8 protein-coding genes are annotated in these 11,834 nt (G+C 67.0%); 7 read left to right on the forward strand and 1 reads right to left on the reverse strand.

Annotation, left to right across the window (positions count from 1 at the left end; all coding sequences use genetic code 11):
• Positions 1–17: 17 nt before the first annotated feature.
• The 5 genes from hrpA to OEJ37_RS19060 all read left to right on the forward strand — a co-directional run bounded on the left by hrpA (position 18) and on the right by OEJ37_RS19060 (position 8,119).
• Positions 18–4,208, forward strand: a complete 4,191-nt coding sequence (gene hrpA, locus OEJ37_RS19040) for an ATP-dependent RNA helicase HrpA (RefSeq protein ID WP_263345110.1) — start codon at positions 18–20, stop codon at positions 4,206–4,208.
• Between the two features lie 179 nt (positions 4,209–4,387).
• Positions 4,388–5,377: a beta-propeller fold lactonase family protein gene (locus OEJ37_RS19045; RefSeq protein WP_263345111.1), complete on the forward strand. Its 990-nt coding sequence runs from the start codon at positions 4,388–4,390 to the stop codon at positions 5,375–5,377.
• 16 nt (positions 5,378–5,393) lie between these two features.
• Positions 5,394–6,368 (forward strand): sterol desaturase family protein, encoded by a 975-nt coding sequence (locus OEJ37_RS19050; RefSeq protein WP_174422049.1) that lies wholly within the window; start codon positions 5,394–5,396, stop codon positions 6,366–6,368.
• Between the two features lie 111 nt (positions 6,369–6,479).
• Positions 6,480–7,307, forward strand: a complete 828-nt coding sequence (locus OEJ37_RS19055) for an EI24 domain-containing protein (protein ID WP_175920294.1) — start codon at positions 6,480–6,482, stop codon at positions 7,305–7,307.
• Positions 7,304–8,119 carry a competence/damage-inducible protein A gene (locus OEJ37_RS19060; protein ID WP_263345112.1) on the forward strand — a complete coding sequence of 272 codons (816 nt, stop codon included), beginning with the start codon at positions 7,304–7,306 and terminating at the stop codon, positions 8,117–8,119. The genes OEJ37_RS19055 and OEJ37_RS19060 overlap by 4 nt, the downstream gene beginning before the upstream one ends.
• A 111-nt stretch (positions 8,120–8,230) precedes the next feature.
• Here OEJ37_RS19060 and OEJ37_RS19065 read toward each other — a convergent pair whose 3' ends face one another.
• Positions 8,231–8,695 (reverse strand): rhodanese-like domain-containing protein, encoded by a 465-nt coding sequence (locus OEJ37_RS19065; protein ID WP_152856980.1) that lies wholly within the window; start codon positions 8,693–8,695, stop codon positions 8,231–8,233.
• A 405-nt stretch (positions 8,696–9,100) separates the two neighbouring features.
• On the opposite strand from OEJ37_RS19065, the gene glnA reads away from it, so the two are divergent.
• Entirely contained in the window at positions 9,101–10,516 is a 1,416-nt protein-coding gene (gene glnA / locus OEJ37_RS19070; protein WP_263345113.1) for a type I glutamate--ammonia ligase, read from the forward strand.
• A gap of 161 nt (positions 10,517–10,677) precedes the next feature.
• Positions 10,678–11,820, forward strand: a complete 1,143-nt coding sequence (gene glnL / locus OEJ37_RS19075) for a nitrogen regulation protein NR(II) (RefSeq protein WP_174420577.1) — start codon at positions 10,678–10,680, stop codon at positions 11,818–11,820.
• The last annotated feature ends 14 nt before the right edge of the window (positions 11,821–11,834 follow it).

Here is an 11,834-nt window from a genome sequence, read left to right on the forward strand (position 1 = left end):
GATTATAATGCGCCCCCATGTCGAATGTACCTAAAAGTCCCGCGCCGACGCGGGCCAAAGCGCCGTCGGCCCGGCACCCGGATGGTGCGGCCGATGCGCGCCAGCAGCAGGGGCAGCCGCCGCGCCAGCAGCAGGAAAAGCAGCAGGGCCAACCGCCACTCGGGCCGCGCGGCGACGAACGGCGCGGCGATGCGCGCCAGCCGGCCACGACGAACGCGCCCGATGCACGCCCCCCGCGCCGCGAGCGTCCGCCGCGCGCCGCCGTCGCGCCCAATCCCGTCCCACCGATCAGCTACCCCGAAAGCCTGCCCGTGTCGGGCAAGCGCGACGAAATCGCGCGCGCGATCGCCGGTCATCAGGTCGTCATCGTCTGCGGCGAAACGGGCTCGGGCAAGACCACGCAGTTGCCGAAGATCTGTCTCGATCTCGGCCGCGGCCTCGGTGCCGGCGGCACGGGCCTGATCGGCCATACGCAGCCGCGGCGCCTCGCCGCGTCGTCGACCGGCCGCCGGATCGCCGAGGAGCTCGGCACGCCGTTCGGCGAGGTGGTCGGCTACAAGGTGCGCTTTACCGACAACCTCGCGCCGGGCGCATCCGTGAAGCTGATGACGGACGGCATCCTGCTCGCCGAGACGCAGACCGACCCGCTGCTGAAGGCGTACGACACGCTGATCATCGACGAGGCGCACGAGCGCAGCCTGAACATCGACTTCCTGCTCGGCTACCTGAAGGAAATCCTGCCGAGGCGGCCGGACCTGAAGCTGATCGTCACGTCCGCGACGATCGACGCCGATCGCTTCGCGCGCCATTTCGGCACCGACGAGCGCCCGGCGCCCGTGATCGAGGTGAGCGGGCGGCTGTATCCGGTCGAGATGCGCTACCGCCCGGTGGCCGAGGATCGCCCGGCCGTGAAAAATGCCGAAGGCACGGCCGGCCGCGACCGCGTGAAGACCGCGCGCGAGGCCGAGCGCGACCTGATGGACGCGATCGTCGACGCGGTCGACGAGCTGTGCCGCGAGGGCCCCGGCGACGTGCTGGTGTTCCTGCCCGGCGAGCGCGAGATTCGCGAGGCGGCCGAGGCGCTGCGCAAGCACCATCCGCCGCACACCGAGATCCTGCCGCTGTTCGCGCGGCTCTCGGCGGCCGACCAGGACAAGGTGTTCAAGGCGTCGAACGCGCGTCGCATCGTGCTCGCGACCAACGTCGCCGAAACGTCGCTGACGGTGCCGGGCATCCGCTACGTCGTCGATACCGGTCTCGCGCGCGTGAAGCGTTATTCGTACCGGAACAAGGTCGAGCAGTTGCAGGTCGAGTCGATCTCGCAGGCTGCGGCGAACCAGCGCGCGGGCCGCTGCGGCCGCGTGGCCGACGGCGTCTGCATCCGCTTGTACGAGGAAAGCGACTACCAGGCGCGCGTGCGCTTCACCGATCCGGAAATCCTGCGTTCGTCGCTCGCGTCGGTGATCCTGCGAATGAAGTCGCTGCACCTGACGGCGATCGAATCGTTCCCGTTCCTCGAACCGCCGCCGGGCCGCGCGATCGCGGACGGTTACCAGTTGCTGAACGAACTCGGCGCGGTCGACGACGACAACGCGCTGACGCCGCTCGGCCGCGAACTCGCGCGGCTGCCGCTCGACCCGCGCGTCGGCCGGATGATTCTCGCCGCGCGCGACCAGCAGTCGCTGCGCGAGGTGCTGATCATCGCGAGCGCGCTGTCCGTGCAGGACCCGCGCGACCGGCCGATCGAAGCGCAGGAGCAGGCCGACCAGGCGCACCGCCGGTTCGCCGACGAGCGTTCCGAATTCCTGCAGTGGCTGAAGATCTGGGCGTGGTTCGAAGAGGCCGTCGCGCACAAGAAGTCGAACCGCCAGCTCGTCGACGCGTGCCGGCAGAACTTCCTGTCGCACCTGCGGCTGCGCGAGTGGCGCGACGTCCATTCGCAGTTGCTGACCGTCGTGCGCGAGCACGGCTGGCGGCTCAACGAAGTCGAGGCGACCTACGAACAGGTTCATCTGGCCCTGTTGACGGGCCTGCTCGGCAACCTCGGCCTGAAGGCCGACGACGATCCGCACTATCTCGGCGCGCGCGGGATCAAGTTCTACCTGTGGCCGGGCTCCGTGCTCGCGAAGAAGGCCGGCCGCTGGGTGATGGCGGCCGAGCTCGTCGAGACGAGCCGGCTGTACGCGCGCTGCCTCGCGAAGATCGAGCCCGAATGGGTCGAGAAGATCGGCGCGCACCTGCTGAAGAAGTCGCTGTCGGAGCCGCACTGGGAAAAGCGCCCGGCGCAGGTCAGCGCGTACGAGCGCGCGACGCTGTACGGGCTGCCGATCTACCACCGCCGGCGCGTCGCGTTCGGCAAGCAGGATCCGGCGCGTGCGCGCGAGCTGTTCATCCGCGGCGCGCTGGTCGAAGGCGAGTTCGACACGAAGCTTGCGTTCTTCGCGCACAACCGCAAGCTGCTCGCCGACATCGAGCAGCTCGAGCACAAGTCGCGCCGGCAGGACGTGCTGGTCGACGACGAGCTGATCTACGCGTTCTACGACCAGGCGATTCCGGAAGGGATCCACACCGGCGTCGCGTTCGAGCGCTGGTATCGCGACGAGGTGAAGCAGGGCGGCCAGCCCGAGGACAAGCTGCGGCTGCTGTACCTGTCGCGCGACGACCTGATGCGCCACGAGGCGGCCGGCGTGACGACCGAGCTGTTCCCGAAGCGCGCGACGATGGCCGGCGTCGAGATGGCGCTCACGTACCACTTCGAGCCCGGCACGCCGCGCGACGGCGTGACGCTCGCGGTGCCGCTGTACGCGCTGAACCAGGTCGACGCGCGCCGCTGCGAGTGGCTCGTGCCGGGGATGCTGAAGGAAAAGGTGCAGTTGCTGCTGAAGTCGCTGCCGCAGAAGCTGCGCCGCCACTGCGTGCCGCTGCCCGAGTACGCGGCCGGCTTCGTCGAGCGGATGGGGCGCGAGCGCTTCGGCGCGGGCGGGCTCGTCGAGGCGCTGATCGCCGACGTGCGCGGCGAGACGCAGGTCGCGATGAAGACGGCCGATTTCAAGCTCGAGACGCTGCCCGCGCACCTGTTCATGAACTTCAAGGTGATCGACGAGCACGGCCGCCAGCTCGCGATGGGGCGCAATCTCGCGCAGCTTCGCCAGGAGCTCGGCGCGCAGGCGCAGCAGCAGTTCCAGAAGATCGCGGCGGCGTCGACGATCTCGACCGGCGGCGAGGCCGATGCCGGCCCGGCAGCCGGCCAGGCCGCGGCGCCTGCCGCCGTGGCCGGTTCCGCCGGTCGCGGCGCGAAGGCCGGCAAGGGCGCGGCGCCGCAGACGGCAGCTGCGGCGGAAGCCGGCGCGACGGCGCTGTACGAGAACCTGACGACGTGGAATTTCGGCAAGCTTCCCGAGCTGCTGGAGATCCGCCGGCGCGGCCAGACGCTGTACGGCTACCCGGCGCTCGTCGACCGCGGCACGCATTGCGACGTCGAGGTGTTCGATTCGCCGGAGGAGGCCGCGCGCATCCACCGGGCCGGCTTGCGGCGGCTGTTCGCGCTGCAGCTGAAGGAGCCGATCAAGTTCCTCGAGAAGAACCTGCCGGGCCTGCGCGAGATGGCGATGCAGTACATGTCGCTCGGCACGCAGGACGAGTTGCGCGACCAGCTGATCGACACGGCGCTCGACCGCGCGTGCCTGCAGGATCCGCTGCCCGACGACGACGCGAGCTTCCACGCGCGACGCGACGAGGGCCGCAGCCGCCTGAACCTGCTCGCGCAGGAAATCGCGCGGCTCGTCGGGCAGATCCTCGCCGAATACGCGGGTCTCGTGAAGAAACTCGCGCAGGCGAAGCCGTTCGCGCAGGCGCACGCCGATCTGCAGCAGCAGCTCGCCGCGCTGGTCGGCAAGCGCTTCGTGATCGACACGCCTTACGTGCAGCTTGCGCACTTCCCGCGCTACCTGAAGGGCATTGCGCTGCGGATCGACAAGCTGAAGGCCGATCCGGCGCGCGACGCGAAGCAGTCAGCCGACCTGCTGCCGCTTGCCCAGCAGTACCAGCGCGCGGTGTCGCAGCGCGGCGGCGTCGCCGACCCGCGGCTCGCGGAATTCCGCTGGCTGCTCGAGGAACTGCGAATTTCGCTGTTCGCGCAGGAACTGCGCACGCCGATGCCGGTCTCTGTCAAGCGTCTGCACAAGGTCTGGGAGTCGATGCAGCGTTAGCGCAACATCGGTTTCCCGGGCCCGCACCGGCGGCCGGCCCCGGCCGCCCGCACGGCGCATGCCGCGCCGGCTTGTCCGGCGCCGCGGCATGCGTCGAAGTGGCGCAACGCCGATTTCGGTCAACCGGCGAGGCCGGTTGAGCGTTTTACAATGACGGTTGTTCCACGACGTGAGTCTTCATGCGCACTTTCCTTTCCCTCGGCCGCACGCTCGCGCTGGCCGCCGCCGTACTGGCGCCCGCCGCACACGCGAATAACGTGATCGTCCTCAATTCGGCCGAAGCGACGCTTTCCCTGATCGATCAGCAGACCCGCGAGGTCGTCGGCACGATGCCGACCGGCAAGGAGCCGCACCATCTGATGGCGGCGCCCGACAATTCGTCGCTGATCGTCGCGAATTCGATCTCGAACAGCCTGATGTTCCTCGATCCGAAGACGGGCAAGCTGCAGCGCACCGTCGAAGGGATCGACGATCCTTACCAGCTCGGCTTCTCGCCCGACCGCAAGTGGTTCGCGGCGGCAGGTCTGCGGCTCGACCGCGTCGACATCTACGGCTACGACGGCCAGAACCTGCACCTCGCGAAGCGCGTGCCGCTCGCGGTGATGCCGAGCCACCTCGCGTTCACGAAGGACAGCAAGACGCTGCTCGTGTCGCTGCAGGTGTCCGGCGAGATCGCGGCGATCGACCTGCCGACCCAGACGGTCAAGTGGAAGATGAAGGTCGGCAACGTGCCGGCCGGCCTGTGGCTCACGCCGGACGACAAATTCCTGCTCGTCGGGATGACCGGCGCGGATTACGTCGCCGTGGTCGACTGGCGCAACCAGAAGGTCGTCAAGCAGATCTACACGGGCAAGGGCGCGCACAACTTCCGCTCGCTCGCCGACGGCACGCACGTCGTGGTGACGAACCGGGTCGCGAACACGATCAGCATCATCGACGAGAACACGCTCACCAACGTCGGCGACATCACCGGCCTGCTGCCGGGCCCCGACGACATGGAGCTGTCCGCCGACAAGAAGACGCTGTGGGTAACGTTCCGCTTCGCGAAGAAGGTCGGGATCATCGACCTGGCGTCGCGCAAGCTGGTGCAGACGATCTCCGTCGGCCGCTCGCCGCACGGCATCTACTTCTACGACCGCGCGCCGTGGAAGGCGGCAAACGGCGCGTAACGGGCGGGGGCGAACGATGCTGCACCTGATCGATGCGTTCGTGTCGGACATCCAGACCTGGCTGTACGTCGACGTCGTGCAGCCGCTCCTCTTCAAGTTCAACCTGATGGACTATGACGAGGACACCTACGACGCGCTGTACTGGGTGATCATCGGCGCGCTGCAGATGGTGCTGATGTTCGCGCTGCTGCGCCCGCTCGAGGCGCTGCTGCCGGTCGAGCGCTGGAAGAACCGCCGCGCGGTGCGGGTCGACGTGATCTATACGGCGATCTCGAAGCTCGGCATCTACACGCTGTTCTTCTTCTTCGCGCTGCAGCCGGTATTCGACAACTTCCAGGCATGGCTGCGCCTGCACGGCGTCGCGAACTTCAACCTCGACTATCTGTGGCCGGGCGTGACCTCGCAGCCGATCGTCGCGTTCGCGATCTATCTCGTCGTGCTCGACTTCGCGGGCTACTGGTATCACCGCTGGCAGCACAAGTTCGGCATCTGGTGGGAGTTGCACGCGGTGCACCATAGCCAGCGGCAGATGTCGCTGTGGTGCGACGACCGCAACCACCTGCTCGACGACGTGATCCAGTCGTGCTTTTTCGCGGCGATCGCGCTCGTGATCGGCGTGACGCCGTCGCAGTTCGTCGTGCTGACCGCATTCACGAACTTCATGCAGAGCATCCAGCATACGAATGCACGGCTGTCGTTCGGCTGGCTCGGCGAGCGCCTGCTCGTGAGCCCGATCTTCCACCGGCGCCACCACGCGGTCGGCTACGGCCACGAAGGCACCAAGTACGGCTGCAACTTCGGCGTGCTGTTCCCGTGGTGGGACATGATGTTCGGCACCGCGTCGTGGAACCGCACGGTCGAGCCGACCGGCATCCGCGAGCAGGTCGACGGCGTGTCCTACGGCGAAGGCTTCTGGGCGCAGCACGGCCTCGCGTTCGTGCGGATCTTCCGGCGCCTGTTCCCCGCGAAGCGCGGCGCGGCGTCGGCCTGACCCGGCCACTCTCCCGTTGAGCGGCTCTCCCACGCGGCCCGCATGCGCTTTGGCGCATGCGGGCCGCGTGGTTTATCCTTTCCCCGTTTTTCTCCGTCCATACAGGCTCGCATGAACGATTTGCTGCGTTCCTTCGTCCGGGCATTGGCGAGCGCATTGCACCCGCGCATGCTCTGGCTCACCCTGATGCCGTTCCTCGTCTCGGCCGTCCTGTGGGGCGTCCTGCTGTGGTTCACGTGGCAGACGCTGCTGGACCTCGCGCGCGGCGCGCTCGACGGCTTCGTGCTGACGGCCGCGCTGTATCGCGCGTTCGACGCGATCGGCATGTCGCAATTGCATGCGGTCGTCGCGCCGTTCGTGGTCGTGTCGCTCGCGATTCCGCTGATCGTGCTGACCGTGCTGCTGCTGATCGCGACGATTTCGATGCCGGTCGTGATCAAGCACCTGTCGAACCGGCAGTTTGCAGCGCTCGAGCCGAAGCGGGGCGGCACCTTCTTCGGCAGCGTGTTCAATTCGCTGTGGGCGGCGCTGGCCGGCGTCGTCGTGCTCGTCGTCACGATCCCGCTGTGGCTGATCCCGCCGTTCTTCGCGCTGCTGCCGCCGGTGATCTGGGGCTGGCTCACCTACCGCGTGATGACCTATGACGCGCTCGCGCTGCACGCGAGCCGCGACGAGCGTCGCGCGCTCGTGCGGCAGCATCGCTGGCCGCTGATCGGCATCGGCGTCGCGACCGGACTGCTCGGCACCGTGCCGACCTTCGTGTGGGTATCGTCGGTCTGGATGATGGTGCTGTTTCCGTTCGTCGCGGCGGCCATGATCTGGGTTTACGCTTTCATCCTCGTCTTCTCGGCGCTGTGGTTCGGGCACTATTGCCTGCGCGCGCTGGAGGACCTGCGCGCGAACTCGCGCGCCACCGCAATCGACATGGGGCAGGCATGAGCATCGGCATCGTCATCATCGGCGACGAAATCCTTTCGGGCCGCCGGCAGGACAAGCATCTTGCGAAGGTCATCGAGCTGCTCGGCGCGCGCGGCCTCGCGCTCGACTGGGCCGAATACGTCGGCGACGATCCGGCGCGCATCACGGCGACGCTCGCACGCGCGATCGCGTCGGGCGACATCGTGTTCTCGACGGGCGGCATCGGCGCGACGCCGGACGACCACACGCGCCAGTGCGCGGCCGCCGCGCTCGGCGTGCCGCTCGAACTGCATCCGGAAGCGAAGGTGCTGATCTCGGAGCGGATTCGGGAAACGCATGGCGATCCGGCCACGCCGGTCGACTTCGACTCGCCGGAGAACCAGCACCGCTTCAACATGGGCGTGTTCCCGGTGGGCGCGACGATCATCCCGAACGGCTATAACCGGATTCCCGGTTTCTCGGTCGACGATCTGCATTTCGTGCCGGGCTTCCCGGTGATGGCCTGGCCGATGATCGAATGGGTGCTCGATACGAAATACGCGCACCTGCATCACGCGACGCCGCACGCGGAGCGCTCGCTGTACGTGTTCGAGCTGCCGGAATCGACGCTCACGCCGCTGATGGAGCGCATCGAGCGCGACTTCCCCGGCGTGCGCGTGTTCAGCCTGCCGAGCGTAGGCGACGCGGAGCGCGGCGGCATCTATGCGCGCCGTCACATCGACCTCGGCGTGAAAGGCGAGCCGGAAGCGGTCGCGGCCGCGTTCGTGAAGCTGCGCGAAGGCGTGCACCTGCTCGGCGGCGATGTCGTCGAGCCCGACTCGCCGCGCGCCTGATCTTCCGCACCAAAAGCGACGGGCCGCGCAACGCGGCCCGTCATCGGCATGTCATCGCCCGGCTCGACGATGAGGTTGTCGGTTGTCGCAACCGGTCGGGAGCGTGCCCCTTCAGGCGCCGATCCACGGCAGTTTGCGGAAGCACCAGCCGTCGACCGTCTTGCGGTGGCCTTCGGCGTCCTTTGCACCCTCGAAGCCTTCGAGCAGGTCGAACGCTTTCGTGAAGCCGGCCTGCGACGACGCGACTGCGGCGAGCTTCGAGCGCGCGGCGCTGCGGCACAGGAACAGCACGGGCGTATCGGGCGCGACGGCCGCCTTCAGTTCGTTGACGAATTCGGCGTTCGGCACGCCGCCCGGGTAGCGCGTCCATTCGAGGTGCAGGTACTGGCCGTCGCCAACGAGCGGGCGGCCGATCCAGTCGAGCTCGGCGCGGGTGCGCACGTCGACGAGGCGTGCCGACGGGTCGAGCTGCAGCAGTTCGAATGCCTCGACCGGCAGCAGCGCGCCGGCGTAGTTGAGCGCGCCTTGTGCGCGGCGTTCGTCGGCCTTCGCGTAAAGCTGGTCGAGCGTACTCATGGCAGGGAGTCTCCTATCGATCAAACGAACATTCTAGCGCGGCGTCACGGCACGGACGTCCGCATGCGCTACGGTGCTTGTACCGCACACGCGTTCACCAAAAAAGTGCAGAATGGCTCGCGTGCACCACAATGATTCCGCGGGCGCGACGCGTCGCGACGATTGCACCATCTCGGTGCCATCGGTTGCTGGCCGGTGCGGCGCCGGGCCCCGGAATCGCGCAGCACAGCCCCGTCGCGACGAGCGCCGGCGCGATTCGCGCCAGTCTTGCACATAGGTGGCACGGAAGCTGCTTTATAGAATTCGGTCGAATCGGGGCGCGCTGCGCAAAAGCAAGACCCCGATCAGCTCGATAAACGAGGCGGTTCCCAGTCCGCCGGAATTGTTCAATCAGGAGAAGAGGTTATGAGTAAAACCGTCGCCGACGTCATGCAGCTCGTGAAGGACGAGGACGTCAAGTTCGTCGATTTCCGCTTCACGGATACGCGCGGCAAGGAACAGCACGTGTCGGTGCCGGTTTCGGCGTTTGACGAAGACAAGTTCGAAAGCGGTCATGCATTCGACGGCTCGTCGATCGCGGGCTGGAAGGGCATCGAGGCGTCGGACATGCTGCTCATGCCGGACCCGACCGCCGCATTCATCGACCCGTTCTATGAAGAGTCGACCCTCGTGCTGACCTGCGACGTGGTCGAGCCGGCCGACGGCAAGGGCTACGAGCGCGATCCGCGTTCGCTCGCGAAGCGCGGCGAAGCGTACCTGAAGAGCACGGGCATCGGCGACACGGCCTACTTCGGTCCGGAACCGGAATTCTTCATTTTCGACTCGGTCCAGTGGAACACGGACATGTCGGGCTGCTTCGTGAAGATCAACTCGGAAGAAGCACCGTGGTCGGCAGGCAAGGAATTCGAAGGCGGCAACACGGGCCACCGTCCGGGCACGAAGGGCGGCTACTTCCCGGTCGCGCCGGTCGACACGTTCCAGGACATCCGTTCGGAAATGTGCCTGCTGCTCGAACAGCTCGGCATCCCGGTCGAAGTGCACCACCACGAAGTGGCGGGCCAGGGCCAGAACGAAATCGGCACGAAGTTCTCGACGCTCGTGCAGCGCGCCGACTGGACGCAATGGTCGAAGTACATCATCCATAACGTCGCGCACTCGTACGGCAAGACGGCGACGTTCATGCCGAAGCCGGTCGTCGGCGACAACGGTTCGGGCATGCACGTCCACCAGTCGCTCTGGAAGGATGGCCAGAACCTGTTCGCGGGCAACGGCTACGCCGGCCTGTCGGAACTGGCGCTGTTCTACATCGGCGGCATCATCAAGCACGCCCGTGCACTGAACGCGATCACGAACCCGACGACGAACTCGTACAAGCGTCTGGTCCCGCACTTCGAGGCACCGGTCAAGCTGGCCTACTCGGCACGCAACCGTTCGGCATCGATCCGCATTCCGCACGTGTCAAACCCGAAGGGCCGCCGCATCGAAACGCGCTTCCCGGATCCGATGGCGAACCCGTACCTGTGCTTCACGGCGCTGATGATGGCCGGCCTCGACGGGATCCAGAACAAGATCCATCCGGGCGAAGCCGCGGACAAGAACCTGTACGACCTGCCGCCGGAAGAGGATGCAAAGATCCCGACCGTCTGCGCGGGCCTCGACCAGGCACTCGAAGCGCTCGACAAGGATCGCGAGTTCCTGACGCGCGGCGGCGTGTTCACGGACGGCATGATCGACGCGTACCTCGCGCTGAAGGAGCAGGAGCTGGCGAAGTTCCGCATGACGACGCACCCGATCGAGTTCGAGATGTACTACTCGCTGTAATCGGCGATGGCGCTTCGATTCAGCGCCGTTTTGCCGGTTCGTTCCCGTCGCGCAGCCTGCGGCGGGGGCGGCGGAGTCTGAAAGGGGACGGCGTCCAGCCGTCCCTTTTTTGTTCCGACGATTTTCATTTTCTGGCCCGTTGAGGCGCGACAAGCACGCAGATGGTTCTGAAGAATCTGATCAAGGCGAAAACGGGGCAGCCCGAGCGACTGACGGACGACGAGCGGCTCTCGCGGTCGGGCCTGCTTGCGGGGCTGGAAGCGCTGCCGACGGTCGTGATCGTGCTCGACCGCAAGACGCTGCGGATCGCGTTCGCGAACCCGTCAGCGGAGGCGATGCTCGATATCTCGCGCCGGCAGCTCGCGCAGCGGCCGTGGGGCGAGATTTTTCCGAACGCGAACGAACTCGCGTCGACGATCACCGCGATCGGCGAGGAGCGCTTTCACGCGACACACCTCGATACCGTGCTCGACCGGCCCGGCCGCGAACCGCTGCATGTGCACGCGATCGTCGGCTTCCTCGAGACCGCGCCCGATTTCGTGCTCGTCGAGCTGTTCGAGAACGAGCGGCAGTCGCGTACCGATCGCGAGGAGCGCATCCACGACCTGACCGCGGTCAACAAGCAGCTGATCCGCAACCTCGCGCACGAGATCAAGAACCCGCTCGGCGGAATTCGCGGCGCAGCCCAGCTGCTCGAATTCGAGCTCGGCGAGCGCGAGCGCGGCGAGTTGCGCGAATACACGCAGGTGATCATCAAGGAGTCCGACCGCCTGCAGACGCTCGTCGACCGGTTGCTGGAGCCGCACCGGCATCCGCACATCGTCGGCGACGTGAACATTCATGAAGTGTGCGAACGCGTGCGCGCGGTGATGCTCGCGGAATTCCCGCGCGGGCTCACGATCGAGCGCGACTACGACGTGAGCGTGCCGGATCTGCGCGGCGACAAGGAGCAACTGATCCAGGCGCTGCTCAACATCGTGCGCAACGCCGCGCAGGCGCTGCGCGAACGGATCGCGCAGGGCGACGCGAAGATCGAGCTGCGCACCCGCATCGCGCGCAAGATCACGATCGCGAAGCGCCTGTACAAGCTGGCACTGGACTTGCACGTGATCGACAACGGGCCCGGCATTCCGGAAGAGATCCGCGACCGGATCTTCTACCCGCTCGTGTCCGGGCGCGACGACGGCAGCGGCCTCGGCCTCACGCTCGCGCAGACGTTCGTGCAGCAGCACGACGGGATGATCGAGGTCGAGAGCCGGCCCGGACGTACCGAATTTCAGATTCTGCTGCCGCTCGACCATTGAGCGGTAACAGCACG

Origin of the sequence: Burkholderia sp. BKH01 (assembly GCF_025685725.1) — a bacterium.
In the GTDB taxonomy this organism is placed as follows: domain Bacteria; phylum Pseudomonadota; class Gammaproteobacteria; order Burkholderiales; family Burkholderiaceae; genus Burkholderia; species Burkholderia pyrrocinia_C.